General features: G+C 63.9%; 15 protein-coding genes. 10 read left to right on the top strand and 5 right to left on the bottom strand.

Features of this window, described 5'->3' with window-relative positions; translation table 11 throughout:
• Both ACH2DW_RS08460 and ACH2DW_RS08455 read left to right on the top strand, forming a co-directional pair.
• On the top strand, positions 1-724 hold a 724-nt coding region (locus ACH2DW_RS08460; protein WP_394929298.1), incomplete at its 5' end, for a cytochrome P450.
• A 136-nt stretch (positions 725-860) separates the two neighbouring features.
• Complete coding sequence (locus ACH2DW_RS08455; RefSeq protein WP_394929297.1) at positions 861-1,496, top strand: peroxiredoxin; 636 nt, start codon at positions 861-863, stop codon at positions 1,494-1,496.
• On the opposite strand, the gene ACH2DW_RS08450 is transcribed toward ACH2DW_RS08455, so the two are convergent.
• Entirely contained in the window at positions 1,497-2,015 is a 519-nt protein-coding gene (locus ACH2DW_RS08450; RefSeq protein WP_394929296.1) for an adenylyltransferase/cytidyltransferase family protein, read from the bottom strand.
• A 14-nt stretch (positions 2,016-2,029) separates the two neighbouring features.
• Complete coding sequence (locus tag ACH2DW_RS08445) at positions 2,030-5,359, bottom strand: ATP-binding protein (protein WP_394929295.1); 3,330 nt, start codon at positions 5,357-5,359, stop codon at positions 2,030-2,032.
• A gap of 174 nt (positions 5,360-5,533) precedes the next feature.
• On the opposite strand from ACH2DW_RS08445, the gene ACH2DW_RS08440 reads away from it, so the two are divergent.
• The 5 genes from ACH2DW_RS08440 (at position 5,534) to ACH2DW_RS08420 (ending at position 11,351) form a co-directional block, all read left to right on the top strand.
• Complete coding sequence (locus tag ACH2DW_RS08440; protein ID WP_394929294.1) at positions 5,534-6,805, top strand: sensor histidine kinase; 1,272 nt, start codon at positions 5,534-5,536, stop codon at positions 6,803-6,805.
• Positions 6,799-7,464, top strand: coding sequence for a response regulator (locus tag ACH2DW_RS08435; RefSeq protein WP_394929302.1), 666 nt, complete (start codon positions 6,799-6,801; stop codon positions 7,462-7,464). The genes ACH2DW_RS08440 and ACH2DW_RS08435 overlap by 7 nt, the downstream gene beginning before the upstream one ends.
• 107 nt (positions 7,465-7,571) lie before the next feature.
• Positions 7,572-8,342 (top strand): ABC transporter ATP-binding protein, encoded by a 771-nt coding sequence (locus tag ACH2DW_RS08430; RefSeq protein ID WP_394929293.1) that lies wholly within the window; start codon positions 7,572-7,574, stop codon positions 8,340-8,342.
• A gap of 1 nt (position 8,343) precedes the next feature.
• Complete coding sequence (locus ACH2DW_RS08425; protein WP_394929292.1) at positions 8,344-10,890, top strand: ABC transporter permease; 2,547 nt, start codon at positions 8,344-8,346, stop codon at positions 10,888-10,890.
• A gap of 59 nt (positions 10,891-10,949) precedes the next feature.
• A complete protein-coding gene (locus ACH2DW_RS08420; RefSeq protein ID WP_394929291.1) occupies positions 10,950-11,351 on the top strand; it encodes a pyridoxamine 5'-phosphate oxidase family protein in 402 nt (133 codons plus the stop codon).
• 27 nt (positions 11,352-11,378) lie between these two features.
• Here the strand turns inward: ACH2DW_RS08420 and ACH2DW_RS08415 are convergent, their stop codons facing one another.
• Entirely contained in the window at positions 11,379-12,266 is an 888-nt protein-coding gene (locus ACH2DW_RS08415) for a DNA-formamidopyrimidine glycosylase family protein (protein WP_394929290.1), read from the bottom strand.
• Positions 12,267-12,345: 79 nt separating this feature from the next.
• The gene (locus tag ACH2DW_RS08410) at positions 12,346-12,891 is read right to left on the bottom strand and encodes an NUDIX hydrolase family protein (protein ID WP_394929289.1); all 546 of its coding nucleotides are present in this window, start codon (positions 12,889-12,891) and stop codon (positions 12,346-12,348) included.
• A gap of 184 nt (positions 12,892-13,075) precedes the next feature.
• On the opposite strand from ACH2DW_RS08410, the gene ACH2DW_RS08405 reads away from it, so the two are divergent.
• Positions 13,076-13,660: a methyltransferase domain-containing protein gene (locus ACH2DW_RS08405; RefSeq protein WP_394929288.1), complete on the top strand. Its 585-nt coding sequence runs from the start codon at positions 13,076-13,078 to the stop codon at positions 13,658-13,660.
• 24 nt (positions 13,661-13,684) lie between these two features.
• On the opposite strand, the gene ACH2DW_RS08400 is transcribed toward ACH2DW_RS08405, so the two are convergent.
• Positions 13,685-14,614 carry an alpha/beta fold hydrolase gene (locus tag ACH2DW_RS08400; protein ID WP_394929287.1) on the bottom strand — a complete coding sequence of 310 codons (930 nt, stop codon included), beginning with the start codon at positions 14,612-14,614 and terminating at the stop codon, positions 13,685-13,687.
• A 237-nt stretch (positions 14,615-14,851) separates the two neighbouring features.
• Between ACH2DW_RS08400 and ACH2DW_RS08395 the strand changes: the two genes are divergently transcribed.
• Together ACH2DW_RS08395 and ACH2DW_RS08390 are read left to right on the top strand one after the other, a co-directional pair.
• Complete coding sequence (locus ACH2DW_RS08395) at positions 14,852-16,054, top strand: pyridoxal phosphate-dependent aminotransferase (RefSeq protein WP_394929286.1); 1,203 nt, start codon at positions 14,852-14,854, stop codon at positions 16,052-16,054.
• Positions 16,051-17,046 carry a 2-hydroxyacid dehydrogenase gene (locus tag ACH2DW_RS08390; RefSeq protein WP_394929285.1) on the top strand — a complete coding sequence of 332 codons (996 nt, stop codon included), beginning with the start codon at positions 16,051-16,053 and terminating at the stop codon, positions 17,044-17,046. Before ACH2DW_RS08395 ends, ACH2DW_RS08390 begins: the two co-directional genes overlap by 4 nt.
• The last annotated feature ends 27 nt before the right edge of the window (positions 17,047-17,073 follow it).

Raw genomic sequence — 17,073 nt, 5'->3', positions numbered from 1 at the left:
TGAGGACCGTGTCGACGACTTCACGTACTGGGTGCGTGCCGTCCTCGAACTCGGCCTCCAAGAGCCCGAGTTGCGCGTGAAGTACCGCGACGTGATCCGCAACTTCTTCCGCGCGACGGTCGCTGATCGCCGCGCCAATCCCGGTGGCGACGACCTCATTTCCGCGCTGCTCACCGCCACAGATCCCGATGGCAACCCGGTCGACCCCGAGATTGTGGTCGGCATGGCAAACCTTCAGCTGGTGGCCGGCATCGACACCACCTGGAGTTCGATCGGTTCCGCGCTGTTCCATCTCGGCACCAACCCTGAGGACCTCGAACGGCTGCGGGCCGAACCCGAACTATGGCCCGGCGCGATCGAAGAGTTCCTCCGTTTCTATTCACCCGTGACCATGGCTCGCGTGGTCGACTCTCCTGTGACGTACGGCGGCATCGACTTCGTGCCCGGCGACAAAGTGCTGATGAATTTCCCCGGCGCCAACCACGACCCGGACGTCTTCGAAGATCCGGACACCTTCATCATCGACCGAGCCGAGAACCGTCATGTCGCGTTCGGGGCCGGAATCCACCGGTGCGCCGGATCAAATCTGGCCCGCCTCGAGATGGATGTTGCGTTGCGTACGTTCGTCGATCGAATCGGCGATTTCAGCGTGCAGACACCAATCGAAGTGTCATGGGCCAGCGGCCAAGTGCGCGGTCCGCGCATCCTTCCCATCACGTTCTGAGCGAGGTTGCGCGCACCAGACAAGCACGCCACCCACTAATTCCGACTTATCTAGTCGGGTTTATCGGCTATCGTTGCTTCACAACGACGAGCAATTCGTTCACACACCCGCGAACACCCACGAAAGAGAGCTCATCATGGCCATCCGCCTCGGCGACACTGCACCCGACTTCACCGCCGCAACCACTCACGGCGACATCAGTTTCCACGAGTGGCTCGGTAACTCGTGGGGCGTGCTGTTCAGCCACCCGAAAGACTTCACGCCCGTCTGCACCACCGAACTCGGAACTGTCGCTGCCCTCAAACCAGAGTTCGACAAGCGCAATACCAAAGTGATCGGACTGTCCGTCGACCCCGTCGACAGCCACGTCGAGTGGGAGAAAGACATTGAGGAAGTCGTTGGCACCGCCGTGAACTTCCCGATGATCGGTGACCCTGACCGCGCCGTGGCAGATGCCTACGACATGATCCACGAAAACGCGAACGACACACTCACGGTTCGGTCCGTGTTCATCATTGGACCCGACAAGAAGGTCAAGCTCACTCTCACCTACCCGGCATCGACCGGCCGCAACTTCAACGAGATCCTGCGCGTGATCGACAGCCTGCAGCTCACGGCTGACCACAAGGTCGCCACACCCGCCAACTGGAACGACGGCGACGACGTCATCATCGTCCCCGCATTGTCTGACGACGAGGCCAGAGAACTTTTCCCCGCTGGATGGGAACCCGTGAAGCCCTACCTTCGCGTGACCAAACAGCCGAACCGCTGATCAGACCCAGTTCGCCTCGACCCAGGCGCGAACCGGTGGAGCGAGTCGGTCGAGATGATCCGCCGGCGACTCTCGAATTTGTGTCGCGCTGATCGGCACCGTGACGCGGTCGGCATCAACGACGACGGACTGAGCGTCGAACCGGCGAGCGATCTCACTGACATACGCATCAGAGGAGAACACGACGTGGGGCCCAGCTGCAAGTGGCCACTCCGCGCGGAAGAGGGCCATCCATCGAGCCCAGAGTTCCTCATCGTCCCAGTCGTTCCAGAGCTGATGACGAACCTCACGGACGTGCACGGCAGGATGCAATTCGGCGAGCCAGCCGGCGCGAAGTTCACCCGGGGCAGTGTCAGCAGATGTCGAGCTGTTCACGAACACCACCAGCTGCTCACAACGTTGTGACGCCCAATCGATCATGAACGAGTGGCCCAGGTGGGGCGGGTCAAATCGGCCCACGATCAAGCCCGTTGCATGACCGCCCGCATTCGACGTCGACACCGCGTTCGAATCACTCATCGCCGGCCCTTCAGTCAACTCACCGGGTGAGCAGTGCGACCGGCCAGGCCAGTGACGACCCGGCGCCAACCGACTCGCAATTCACTCTCGGGAAATCGATCGCTCCCGTCATCCGACGACAACAGGGCGGCACGGACTTGCGCGACCAAATTCATCGCCACCTGATCGCCCACCTCAGTGACCAGCGTCGCCGTGCGCGAGAGGCGGTGATCTGCCCCCAGCACATCGCCGGTGCGCACTTCGACCGCGGCCGCGGCCACATCAGCGATCGCTCGATCAAGATAAGACGAGCCTGTGATCGACCAGACCTCAGCCGCGTCGATCAACGGCGATACGTCGTCTCCAGAGATCGCCGCCGCCAACGCCCGGACGGCGTGGGCGTACGGGAAATCGACTTCGATCGTTTCGAACAGTGCCAGCGCTTCTTCCTCTCGGCCGACCTGACACAGTGCCAACGCATAGGTCGTGCTGATCTCGGCTGCGTTGGCACCCATCACCGACATCCGCTCAACTGCGAGTTCGCTCATCACCACGGCTCGGTCGGCAAGGCCCAGGTGTACCGCTGCACCGGCAGCGGCGCTGACCGAGAAGGCCAGGTCCCCAAACGCATCACCAAGCGACAACACTTCTTCGATGCCCCGCTCGGCTTCCTCGTCACGACCGAGCGCAACCAGGGCTCGGTTGCGGGGGGCGAGTGCTTGAACGAGGCCGAACTTGTCATCGAGTGAGCGAAACTCGACCAACGCTCGACGTGACAACCGCTCGGCTTCGACGAAGTTCCCGGTCCACAGGCGAATCGAAGCGAGCAATGAGTCCATCATCGCCGGGCTCCAGCGCTCGCCCAGCTCAAGTCCCTCACCTCGCACGGCGTGCGCCAGCGCCTCGGCTTCGTCGAAGTGCATCGTGAAGAATCGGATGTACGCGAGGAGGCCCGTGGCCCAGTTGCTCCCTGAGCGATCACCGAGCTCGGAGAACTCGCCCGAGGCGAGCAGCAAGCGCTTCTCGGCGAGCTCGAGATCGCCGGACAGGAACGCGACCCATGCCTGATGCTGACGGACCCACGCGCGCCCACGCCGATCGTTGAGTTGTTCGCTGAGGGCTTCGGCCTCGCCAAGCAACCAGTCCGCATCCGCGAGCGAACCGCCAAACACTTCGGAGAAGCCACGTTCGCGTAAAGACGCTGCAAGTTCGATGTCATCGCCGAGTTCGCGGAAGATATCGACGCTGCGGCTCAGCTCCCGACGCGCCTCGGTGAGGTTGCCCGACATCTGAGCGATCTGTCCAAGGAAGCGGCGCGCTTTGCCTTCGTGGTGTTCATCGCCGGCGGCCACCGACGCTTCGAGCGATTGTTCCGCGTCGGCGCGCCCGGCGTTGGGCTCGCGTCGACCGACTGCTGACTCAGCACGGAACAACAGCAGCTCGCGTCCGACCGCATCACTGTCGGGGCCGAGCTCAAGAGCACGCGTGGCATGTCGGCTCGCCTGGCTGAACGCTCCGACATCGAGTGACCTCCGGACTGCTTTCAGCAGCAACTGCACGGCGTGATCCTTGATGTTCGGCATCACGCCTTCGACGGGACCGATTTCACCCACAAGTTCCGCTGACGTCGCGGCGTGATGTGCCACGAGTTCGATCGGCGCCATGGGTTGGCCAATCATCACTGACGCAACCCCGGCGTGCCGCCGGGCCCGCACCAGTTTGGTCAGCATCCCGTACGCGACCTCGCGGACCACATCGCTGCGAAAATGCCAGCGATCGTCATCGAGTTCGAGCAGTCCGTCATCCTCGAGTCCGTGAAGAAATGCCGGGTCGTAGCTCTGGCCGAGTGCGTCGGCGAATTCATGCAGCGACGCGATCGGTCCGCTCGCACCCAACACCGCAGCGTTATCGAGCACGGCGCGCGGACCGTGGTCGAGACGGTCGAGGCGTGCAGCAATCAACGCACGCAACGAGCCCGGTAGTTCGGTGCTGTCCGGCTGCTCACGCGAAAGCACCGCGAGCTCCGTCAGGAACAGCGCGTTGCCGCCACTTCGTTCGTACAACTGCTCGCCCAAACCCAGTCCGAGCTCACCATCGAAGACCTCTGCCAACAGTTCATCGGCCTCAGCGCGGGTCAGCGGATCGATCGGCATCCGAATCGTGATCGGGTGGTCCGAGGTTGGTGGCCAATCGGCCGAGGCGTCGTCGCGCTGCGCGGTGATCAACAAGAACGGCCGGTCGACGAGCGATCGCGTCAACCGGTGCAACAGTTCGATCAGCAGCGGGTCAGCCCACTGCAGGTCGTCGAGCCACAGCACGACCGGGCCCTGCCGCGATCGTCGACGGAGACCTTCGACGATCAGCCGAAAGAGCGTTTCGCGCGACTCGATCGGGCTCATGTCGTCCAGCACTGACGGATAGCCAGAGAGATGCAACACCGCCTCGACAAAGTGATCGAGGGATGGGTCATCGGTGAAGAAGCCGTACCTGCTGACCGCTCGTTCGCGCGTCACTTCGCGTAGCCGCGCCTGTGACATGGTGGCGTCGAGGTCGAGGCGGCGGAACAACGCCGAGGCAATCGGCGTCCACACGTTGCTTTCGCCATACGGGGCACACACCCCAGCGAAGATCGTGACCTCGCGGCTCGGGAAGTCGTCGAGGAGTTCGCTGACCAAGCGCGTCTTGCCAGCACCTGCCTCACCGGTGACCGACACCGTTGCTGAGCGGCCATTGGCCACCATCGTCATCACCGACTGCAGCAGCTCGCGCTGCGTCGCACGGCCGACGAACGGCACCTGATGCCGGTTACCCGAACGAATCGCCGGACGGCGCCGACCGAGGACGTTCCACACTCGCTCGGTCTGCTCGCGCCCGCGCACGACCACGCCTTCGATCGCCTCGCGCACGATGTCGTCCGAGGCCAGCATTGCGGTCGCATCGCCGATGTAGATGCCGCCGGGCGGCGCAAGCGACTGCAACCGCGAGGCCACATTGACGACGTCGCCCATCGCCGTGTAGCCGTCGGTACCGACGATCGAGCCGACGAGCACTTCGCCGGTGTTGACACCGATACGCAGGTGCAATGCACCGTCGAGGTCCGCATGGGTCCGTGAGAATCGCTCGAGGGAATGGTGCATCTGCAGGGCCGTGCGGATTGCTCGGTCGGGATCGTCCTCGTGAGCGACCGGAGCACCGAACATCGCCAGGATGCCATCGCCGAGAATCTTGTCGACGCGGCCACCGAACGCGTTGATGTCAGCCTGCAGCGCCTCGAACGCACCGTCGATCATGCGTTTGACCTGCTCGGGGTCGAGCCGCTCGGTGAGGGCGGCGTAGCCGACAAGGTCGGCGAAAAGCACCGTCACCACCCGCCGCTCTTCCGTTGACGCTCCAAGCACTTCATGCCCGCAGAATGGACAGAAACGAGCGCCGTCAGGAAGCGGCCGTGAGCAAGAGATGCAGGCCATCAACATCTGATCGTACGGCAATCAACCGCGAGGGGGATGAGCGGAGCGGCACGTATCGCTAGCGTCGACGCCGTGACCCGTCCGCATCCCATCGTCTGGCTGCGCGCCAATCCACGGTCGGCGGACATGATTCTCGCGGCCTGCATCACCGCTGCCGCTGTGACTGTTCATCTGCTCGAACTCGACCAGACCGAGGACTTCCGCGAGCCATCATGGTGGACCGTCCCCTTCATCGTTGCGTCGGTCTTTCCCATCGCGTGGCGCCGATCATTCCCCATCCGTTCGGGACTCTTCGTTGCCGCGGCCCAGGTCATCACCGCACTCCTCGACATCGACGGCACCGGTTTCGTTGGCGTTCTGATTGCGGTCTATTCCCTCGGCGCACACAGTTCGGGTCCCCGCCGGACCAACGCGGTGTGGGTCATCGGCGTCGGGATCCTGTTGCTGTTCATCGCGGGACTCTCGGTGGGCGAGGTGTACATCGGCGACTTCATCAGCAGCACCGTCATGCTCGTGACCGCCTACGTCGTCGGCGACAACCTGCGGCGCCGGCGCGACAAGGCCGAAAGTTTGGCCGAGCGAGCTGAACGGACCGAACGCGAGCAGGCGCTCATCGCGCAGCAGCAGGTCCACGCCGAACGAAGTCGCATCGCACGAGAGCTGCACGATGTGGTTGCTCACTCGGTCAGCGTGATGGTCATCCAGGCCGCGGCGGCGCGACGCAACCTGGATGACGCCCCCGACGTGGCACGCACCGCACTCACCAACATCGAAGACACCGGCCGGCAGACGATGAATGAGCTGCGCGGAATTCTCGGCGTGCTTCGGAGCGACACCGACGCTGCCCCCAACGGCGGCGACAGTTCCCGACGTGGCGGGTCGCCACTTGCCCCGCAGCCGTCGATGACCGACCTCGACGCGCTGGTTCACGCAAGCGACGACCTACCGATCCAGCTCACTGTGATGGGACCGCTGGATGGACTCTCGCCTTCGATCAACCTGCACGGCTATCGCATCGTGCAGGAGGCCATTACCAACGTCCGGCGACACGCCGGCCCAGTCAGCGCAGTCACCATCGACGTCACACGCGACGCTGACTCGTTGAGGATCACCATTGCCGACGACGGTCGAGGTGCAGCTGCTGACGACATCGGTCCGGGCTACGGCGTGGTCGGCATGCGCGAGCGCGTGGCTGCCGTCAACGGGTCGCTCACTGTCGGCCCCCGCGGCGGCGGCGGCTGGCGCGTCCACATGACGTTGCCGACCAACTCTGTTCTCCCTGCATCGCCAAGCGATGACTCAGCAGCAGGCAGCGAGCCAAGCTCGGCCGGAGTCGCATCGTGATCCGCGTGATGCTGGTCGATGATCAAGGGATGGTCCGCGCCGGGTTCCGCATGATCCTCGACGCCGAACCAGGGATCACCGTCGTCGGCGAAGCCGCGGACGGCATCGAGGCCGTTGAGATGATTGATCGTGCCCGTCCCGATGTCGTGCTCATGGACGTGCGCATGCCACGCATGGACGGCATCGAAGCATGCGCGCGCATCTGTGCGTCCGACGAGGTCACGGCACGCGTGATGATGCTCACCACTTTCGATCTCGACGACTACGTCCACGCCGCGCTGCGTGCAGGGGCGAGTGGGTTCATGCTGAAAGATTCACCGGCCGAACAACTCATTGAGGGCATCAGGGTGATTGCCAACGGCGACGCATTGCTCGCGCCATCGGTCACCCAAGCCCTGATCGATGAGATCACTCGGCGACCGGTCGGCCAGCCAGATGCGTTCCCAGGCATCGACAAGTTGACCGAACGCGAACTCGACGTCGTCAAGCTGATGACCCGCGGGATGAGCAACAGCGAAATCGCGGCCGAGCTCTACCTCGGGGAGGCAACGATCAAGACGCACGTCGGCCGGATCCTTGCCAAGCTCGGCGCACGCGACCGCGTCCAAGCCGTCGTCGCTGCCTACGAGTCCGGCCTCGTCTCCCCCGGCGACCACTGACGCACCGTCTGCGGCGAAACGGACAGCGCCGGGTCATCCGAAAGGTGGAGAGGAGAACCGACTTGTGGTGGACCCGTTGGCGGACCGGAGCGAGCAGACTGGAACCCATGAATACGCCTCTGCCTTCCCCCGCGCCCACCGGCGTGGATTCCCCCACTGCTGCGTCCGGTGCCGTCGACGCCAGCAAGATCTACGGAATCGGCGATGCCCAGGTCAAAGCGCTCGACAACGTGACCGTGTCGTTCGAGGCGGGTCAGTTCACCGCAATCATGGGGCCCTCTGGATCGGGCAAATCGACCCTGCTCCACTGCCTCGCAGGTCTCGACACACTGACATCCGGTGCCACTTTCATCGGCGGCACCTACCTCGCGTCACTCAATGACAAGGAACTCACCGAACTTCGTCGCACCGACGTCGGGTTCATCTTCCAGGCGTTCAACCTCATCCCGACGCTCACCGCAGAGGAGAACATCAAGCTCCCGATGATGCTCGGTGGCGAGACCGGGGATGCGGCCTGGATCGATCAGGTGGTGTCAGCGGTGAAGCTTGATGGCCGACTCAAGCATCGCCCCAGCGAGCTGTCCGGTGGCCAACAGCAGCGCGTCGCGGTTGCTCGCGCGCTTGCCTCGCGCCCGAAGATCATCTTTGCCGACGAGCCGACCGGCAACCTCGACTCCGAGACTGGCGCAGAGATTCTTGACTTTATGCGCCGCGCAGTACGGGAATTCGGCCAGACCATCGTCATGGTCACGCATGACCCTGGCGCTGCGTCATACGCCGACCGGGTGGTGTTCGTCGGCGACGGCAAGATCGTCGGGGACCTCCCGGATCCGACCGCAGACCAGATCATCGATCACATGAAGCACGCAGACAGCTGACATGAGCTTCCGATCCACAGCGCTGCTCGCGCGCAAGAGCATCAGGGCCCGAATCGGGCGCACCATCGCCATCGCCTTCACTGTCACCGCGGGCGTGTCATTCGTCGTTGGCTCATTCGTGCTCGCCGACAGCATGCGGGCCACGTTCGGCGGACTCTTCAACGAGCTCGTCAGCGACGTCGACCTCGAGGTGCGCAGCGCCGAGGCGTTCGAAGGAGACAGTGAACGCGACCCGATCGACGCGTCGATCGCCGACGAGCTGGCCGACATCGAGGGCGTCGCGGTGGTCGAGCCCTCGTTGATTCGATTCGCCCAGATCCTTGACGAGGACGGCGAGCTCGTTGCCACCACTGGTGGCCCCGCGCTCGGCTACTCCTACATCGGCGACGCCGGCCTCCAAGGTGTCACGCTCAAGGACGGGCGCGCCCCGATGGGCGAAGACGAACTTGTCGTGGACAAGGCAACCGCCGACCGTGTCGGATACGAGGTCGGCGACATCGTCTCCTACTTGACCGACGCCGGCACCCATGAGGGCGAGTTGGTCGGCACCATCGGTGCGGTCGACTCCGACGGGTTTCTCGGTGCCTCAGTTGTGGCACTCGACATCCCGACCGCGATCGAGAAGTTCGGCTCAGACGGCAAAGTCGACGCCATCGACATTGGGTTGGCCGACGGCGCCGACGCCGTCGCTGTCCAGGCCGCGATCGAAGACATCCTTCCTGAGCGCACCGAAGTCATCACCGGCGAACAGCTCGCCGAGGAAAGTCAGAGCGATGTCGATGGCTTCATCAGCGTGTTCGGCACCGGACTGCTGATCTTCGCCTTCATCACCGCCTTCATCAGTGCCTTCATCATCAACAACATCTTCCAGATCACCATCGGTCAGCGCCTCCGCGAGCTCGCACTGTTGCGTGCCGTCGGCGCTTCCGGCAAGCAGGTCCGTCGAATGATCGTTTCCGAGGCATTCGTCCTCGGCCTCGTGGCGACCGTGCTCGGAATTTTCGGCGGCATCGGTGTGTCCCGGCTCATTCTCTTCCTCTTCAACCAAGCGGGCGCCGGCTTCCCGGACACCGAGACGATTCTCAAGCCGCGCACGTTCATCGCTGCCGCGGTGGTCGGCCTCGGTGTCACGCTGCTCTCGGTCTTCGTCCCGGCCCGTCGGGCGTCCACGATTCCACCGGTCGCAGCAATGCGCCCGGAACTCGGATTCGAAGCGCTCAAGAAGAAGCAGCTGATCATCGGCGCCATCGTCACGGCCGTCGGAGTCGTGATGCTCATCATCGGACTCTTCGTTCAGCCGGGCCCAGCCCTCTCGTGGGCAGCGCTGGCAGGCATCGGCGCACTGGCACTCTTCCTCGGTGTCGCCAGCGTGTCGTCGACCATCGCTGCACCGGTGACGAAAGCGATCGGCTGGCCGATCGCCAAGCTGTTCAAGGTGCCCGGTGTACTGGCTCGCGACAACGTCGCTCGTGCGCCGCGTCGCACATCTTCGAGCGCCTCGGCGCTGATGATTGGGGTCGCCCTCGTCAGCGCGGCAGCAGTGTTTGCATCGTCGCTGCGGGCGACGTTCACCGACATCCTCGACAATGCCATCACCGCCGACTACATCGTCACTGACCCGAACTTTTTCGGACTCTCTCCGGCGGTTGCCGAGAGCCTGGCAGCGCTTCCTGAGCTCGAAGCGGTCACTCCCGTGCGCGGTATCGGGGCCCAAGTCGAGGGCGATACAAAAGGCTTCGGGGCCATCAACCCGGACGCCTTCGAGATACTGGTCAATCCCGATCTGCAGTCCGGTGAGATCGCCGGGCTCGGACCGAACGAGGTCCTCATTCATACTGACCCGGCCGGCGACCTCGACAAGGGTGTCGGTGACACCATCGAGGTGCTCTGGCAGAACGGCATCGAGGGAACCCTCACCGTTGCGGGTGTCTATGGCGATGCCACATTCGGCAACTGGCTGATCAGCCTCGACACACTCGAGTCGGTCAGCGATGCACCCGCACGCGACTTCTTCATCATCGGCAAGCTCGCTGAGGGCGTCACGGCTGAAGCAGGCGATCTCGCGGTCGCCGCCGCCACCGCAGACTTCCCGCAGGCCGACGTGCAGACCAACGCCGAGTTCCGCAAGAGCCAGGAGGATCAGATCAACCAGCTCTTGCTCACGATCACGATCTTGCTGATGCTGTCGATCGTGATCGCCGTCCTCGGCATCGCGATCACGCTGGCGTTGGGCGTCTTCGAGCGCACACGGGAGATCGGGCTGCTCCGGGCCGTCGGCATGAACCGCCGCCAACTCCGTCGATCGGTGCGCTGGGAAGCGGTCATCGTGTCGACATTCGGCGCGCTCGTCGGGATCGTGCTCGGTACGTTCCTCGGCATCATCGCCTCGTTGGCAGTCCCCGACGACATCGTCAGCAAGCTGGCCTTCAGCCCGATGATCATCGTCGTCGTCATGGTGTTCGCAGTCCTCGCTGGGCTCGTTGCCGCCCTGTACCCGTCGTTCAAGGCAAGCAACATGGACGTGCTGAAAGCAATCGCCACGGAGTGAACCGGAGCGTGGGCGTCATCTCCCCCGAATGACGCCGACGAGCGGGCACAATTGCTCCCATGGCTCTCGACGTTCACCATCTCGACGATTCGGTCCTCACCTTCCTCCGCGAGCGACACCTTGCAACGTTGACGACGTTGCGGACCGATGGGTCGCCACACGTGGTTGCCGTGGGCTTCAGCTACGACGTCGAGGCCAAGGTCGCCAGGGTCATCACGTGGGGCGCATCCCAAAAGTCACTGAATGCGAAGCGGATGCAGGCGGCCGGGCAGCGTGGCGCAGTGTGCCAGGTCGACGGCGGACGGTGGCTCAGCCTCGAAGGCCCGGTTCGACTCGTCGCTGATCCGGCAGGTATCCAGCCCGGCATCGACGGGTACGCCGCCCGATATCAGCAGCCCAAGGACCGTGACGATCGCACCGTCATCGAGATCGACGTCGACCGGATCCTCGGCCGAGGTTGACCCTGGCCTCCATCTTCGTGTGAAGAGTCAGCTGGCGTCGCGATTCCATGGCAGGCCGGCGAGGTACGCCTGCGCCGCGGGATGCGGATCCATGGGCGTGTCATCGGTCTGCACTTCCTGATGCGGATCAAGATGCTGCTGGCAGCCGCGGCACCAATAGAGCATTCGGCCGTGCTGGCCGAGCGGCCGACAGTCGATCGTTTCGCCACACCGCCGACAACGCTGGCCATTGCGGCCGTACACGGCGAGTCCGCCTTTCTCAGCGACGCTGGCCGCGCGTTCTGCCTGCTGCATGTTGGCCCGGAGCATCGTGGCGGCAGCGTTGACCAGACGAATCGCATCGTGTTCCGTGAGGGAGTCAATGCGAGCGAACGGACTCAACTCGGTCGCCCAGAGCACTTCACATCGGTACAGATTGCCAAGACCACGGACGACCCGCTGATCGAGCAAGACTTCACCCAGCCGAGCCGCCCCGTCCTTGTGCGACAGCAGGAGGTTCACGACCACGCTCGGATCGGTGTTGGATTCACACAGGTCGGGTCCGAGTCGGCCCATGCCGGGATGGCGACGCTTGTCGGGAATGCGATAGGTCTCGGTGACCGCAGCGTTGAAGCACACCGCCACCCAGTCGGCCACTTCGATCGCCACGCGCATCTGCTGATACGGCTTGCGCCAGGGCTCGGCCTGGCGATACACGTGCCATGAGCCGTTCAGTCGAAGGTTGGTGTGCAAGACCATGTTGTCGTCCCACACGATCTCGATGTGCTTGCCGTGGTTTTCGACCCGCTCGACGACGCGGCCCGCGCGCGGTGTCGGGCCCACGAGGCAGGAAGCATCGAATCGCACCATGGGCTTTCCAGCGAGCGCAGTACGCAGCGCGCTGGCAGCCCGGTGGACTCCATCTCCATCCGACATACCAAGTTGCAGATTACGTCAGTGTGACTTGCGCGTCACTTGATTCGTGCAGAAATTGCGGAAATCGCCCGAGTTGCGCTCACGGCAGTTTGCCGGTGTGCGCGAGTGCGAGCCGAATGAGGCGGTCGTGACCGCTCATCATCTCGAGGACGACGTCATCACTGACGGCCTCTTCGGGAGTGAACCACCGCAGGTCAAGCGCCTCCTGGGTGGGTTCGCACTCACCCTCGACCGGGACAACATAGGCGAGACTGACCGCATGGTGGCGCGGATCGTGGAACCCTGACTTCGACGGGTCGGGGAAGTATTCCGCGACCGTGAAGGGCGTGGGGTTTGCCGGCACGCGCGGGAATGCCATCGGGCCGAGGTCCTTCTCACAGTGCCGCATGAGCGCCTCGCGGACGCGTTCGCCGTAGAGGACGCGGCCGGTGACGACCATCCGACTGATCGACCCGTTGGCGTTCTGACGCAGCAACATGCCGACTTCTTCGACATTGCCGTGGCCGTCGACGCGGACTGGGACGGCATCGACGTACACAATCGGCATTCGCCCGCGAACGAGTTCGAGTTCGTCGTCGGTCAACCATTTGTCGTCGGTCTGGGTCTCGATCTCACTCACACCCATGATGATCCCACGCCACGCGCGCGCACCGGAGGACCATCGCCCCAATGTCCGTGACCGTCGCTGTTTGACGGTCCGAGTGACTCCCGGCCCCGACCCCCAGGTCACTCCCGAGTCATTCGAGTGACACCTGGCCCCAACCCGGTCGTCGCTGCTCCGCGCAGCGCAACCGTGCCACGATGGGCCGATGGAAGCCGACCGAGACCGTTGGGATGAACGTTGGAGTGCGGCGGGTGTCGAACCCGACCGGGCGGTGCCCGCCGCACCCGACATCGTCGATGCCCATCCTGAGCTCCTCGAGCAGCTGCCAACCGACGGGACCGCTCTCGACCTTGCGTGTGGCATCGGCGCGCAGTCACTGTGGATGGCCACTCGGGGCCTCACCGTCAGAGCCCTCGATGTCTCGCCGGTCGCTGTCGATCTCACGGCTCGGTCTGCTGCACAACACGGATTGACCGTCAAGGCTTCAGTGTGGGACACCGACGAGGGACTCCCGCCCGATCTCCGTGGACTTGCGATGATCGTCTGCCAGCGGTACCGAGCGAGTGACCTGTACCTCGACTTCGTGCAGCGACTGCGGCCCGATGGCGTGTTGGTTCTCACGGTGCTCTCCGCCGTCGGTCTCGACGGGACAGCTGGACCATTCCACGCTCCTCCCGGCGAGTTGAGCGACGCGTATCGTTCAGCGGCTACGGCAGGAATGATCGACGTGCTCGTCGACGAAGAGGGCGACGGGCAGGCGTCAATCGTCGTGCGTCGCACTCACGACTGAACGCGACGTCGTCAGAGCGGCGTTTCAGTCGACGTTACCGAGAATCACATCGCGCAACGGCTCGGGACCGATGGGCCCCGCCGTGGTCGTGTCGAGGAAGTCCGCAAGCACTCTCGTGAACCGCTCGGGATCTTCGACATGCGGGAAGTGCCCCATGCCCTCCATGATTTCAAGCCGGCTCCCCTCGATGGCATCGTGCGCAGCATGAGCGTGAGACACCGGAATGATCGCGTCATGGTCGCCCCAGACGAGCATCGTCGGGACGCGGGCGGCGAGGTAGAGCCGATCGCTGGCGTTGACGGTTTGACCGCCGGGTTCAATAACGCCACGCATCGTGCGCACGAAGGCGGTGCGGTTCGGCGCACCTGCCAACGACGCATAGGCGCGCCACATCTCGCCGAGGCGCTCGCTCCGGATCCCTCTCCGGCCGAGCACACGACCAACGTTGGTGCCGACTTCGACCGCCGGCCTCGGAAAGCCCAACGGCATCACGTACTCGAAGCCTGGCAGCGTCAACAGGCGCAGCAGCCAGCTCACTTCTCGACCCAGCCCGCCACTGCCGACGAGCACAAGCCGATCGAGCAACTCGGGGTGTTGGTACGCCAGCTGCATCGCCACACCCCCGCCGAACGAGTGCCCGACGATCGTCACCCGCGGTACGTCGAGCACCGCCAGAAAGTCGCGGAGTCCACTGGCGAAGGCACCGAGCGAATAGTCGCCACTCGGCTTTGCCGATTCGCCATGACCGAGCAGATCGGGGGCGATGACGTCGTATCGCTCAGCAAGCAGCGGCATGACCGCATCCCAGGTCTTCGAGCTGCCCGCCAGCCCATGGATCAGCAGCACGGTCTCGATCGGCTGCGCAGATGATGTGCCCTGCGCGGCCGGACCCAGCCGTCGGTACCTCACGTCGTGGCCGTGGATCGACACATGACGGAGCGGCAAACGTTTCATCACCATCAGTATCGCCGAATCCGTTCAGAGAAACCCGGGTCGTCTGACCCAAACCTGGCCCGACGCAACCCCGACGCAACCCCGACTCGACTCCGGCTGGTCCCCTGCCGGTCCACATTGTGGAACCGTCCCACAGAGTGGAATCGGCGAGGTTGAATTTTTGTTAACTTGGCCGCCGGACATCGGGCGTGGGCCCGTCGAACACCTTGTCCGACAACGAAACAATGGGGATCGGCAATGGCGCTGGCAGCACGTTTGGACAACCTCGGCACGGAAACGGCGTTTGCCGTTTCCCAGGCAGCGGCGGAGTGGGGAGCGCAGGGCAACCGGATCTATCCGTTCCACCTCGGCGATATCAATCTGCCGACGCCAGCGAACATCGTCGAGGCGATGAACGCCGCGATCAGCGATGGCAAAACCGGCTACTGCCCGGCCGCCGGAATCGCTCCGCTCCGCGAGGCGTTGGCCGCAAACATCGGCGCCGATCGCGAGATGGAACTGACCGCGGCAAACATTGTCGTCCAACCAGGCGGCAAGCCGGTGATCACCAAGTTCATCCAAACGCTGATGAACCCCGGCGACGGCGTGTTGTACCCCAACCCGGGCTACCCCATCTACGAGAGCCAGGTCGAGTACTTCGGCGGACGTCCGCTCCCCTACCGATATCACGAGACCGCTACAGGATTCGGCATCGACCTCGATCAACTCCGTGCGCTGGCAGCGTCAGGCGCCACCGCCATCATCTACAACAACCTGCAGAACCCGCTGGGTTGTGAGAGTTCGCTCGCGGAGATGCAAGCAATCGCTGACATCGCCATTGAGCACGACCTCTGGGTCCTATCCGATGAGGCCTACTTCGAAATGCGGTACTCGGGCACATCGACGTCGATCGCCTCGTTGCCCGGCATGGCCGAGCGCACGGTCATTCTGTACACGTTCTCGAAGAAGTTCGCGATGACCGGATGGCGACTCGGCTGTGCCGTCGCACCGGTCCCCGTGGCAGAGATGATCGCCAAGTTGAATACCAACGACGAGAGCTGCACAACGCACTTCGTCCAGGCCGCCGGAGTTGAGGCCATTGCCCATCCAGAGGGTGCCGCGCCAATGCTCGCCGAACTCCAGCGCCGCCGAGACGCTGCGGTCGACGGACTCGCCGCCATTGACGGCATCACCTGCGCGACGCCCGATGCGACCTTCTATCTCTTCCCCAATGTCACTGCCGTGATGTCTCGAATGGGCTTCGCTGCTGTGGGTGACTTTGCCACGGCTGCCTTGCAGAACACGGGCGTGTCATTCTGCACCCGTCAACACTTCGGCCGCCCGCAAGCCGACGAAACTGAGCAGTACATCAGACTGGCGTACTCCGGAATCTCGGTCGACGACATCGCCGAAGGCCTCGACAGACTCGCTGCTTGGACGACCACGGGAGGCGCGGCATGAGCGGCCTCAACAACCCCAAGATCCCGCAGCCGAAGATCACGGTCACCGGACGCATCCCCGATGCTGGCCTTGATCTCTTGCGATCGATCGACGGCTCCGACGTCTGGGCATGGATGGACGACGCCGTGATCCCGACCGAGGTACGCAACGAGCAGCTCGCCGATGCCGACGCTGCCGTCACCCTCCTCACCGATCGGGTCGACGATGATTTCCTGGCCGCTGCACCAAAGCTGCAAATCGTGGCCAACGTCGCCGTTGGCTACAACAACATCGATGTCGACGCCTGCACCCGGCGCGGTGTCATCGTCACCAACACGCCGGGCGTGTTGATCGACGCCACCGCCGATCTGGCGATGGGGCTCGTTCTCATGTCCACGCGCCGACTCGGTGAGGGAGAACGGCTCATCCGGTCGGGCACCGCCTGGCAGTGGAGCATGTTCATGATGCTCGGCACGGGGCTCCAGGGCCGAACACTCGGGATCGTCGGGATGGGCGGCATTGGAGAAGCCCTCGCAACGCGGGCGAGGGCGTTTGGGATGCGCATCGTGTACCACAACCGTCGCAACGTCGACACCGAGGTCGAGCAGCGTCTCGACGCACAGCGAGTCGACTTCGACGAACTGCTTGCAACCAGCGACATCGTGTCTCTCAACTGCCCGTACAGCGAGGCCACCCACCATCTGATCGATGCCAGCGCACTCGCTGCCATGAAGTCCACAGCATTCCTCGTCAACACGGCGCGTGGACCAATCGTCGACGAGGCAGCACTGGTCGAAGCACTCGTCAATGGCGTGATTGCCGGCGCCGCGCTTGACGTGTTCGAAAACGAGCCGACCGTGCATCCGGGGCTGCTCAGTCTTGACAACGTCGTGCTGGTGCCGCACCTGGGGTCAGCAACGGTGGAAACGCGTGCCGCAATGGCCACCGCCGCAGCATCCAACGTGGTCGAGGTCCTTGCCGGACGGACGCCGCACAACCCGGTATCCGGCTGAACCAACACACCATCACGCACGCCAGCG

Origin of the sequence: uncultured Ilumatobacter sp. (assembly GCF_963980585.1) — a bacterium.
Taxonomy (GTDB): Bacteria; Actinomycetota; Acidimicrobiia; order Acidimicrobiales; family Ilumatobacteraceae; genus Ilumatobacter_A.
This window is presented reverse-complemented; position numbering and strand designations above follow the sequence as displayed.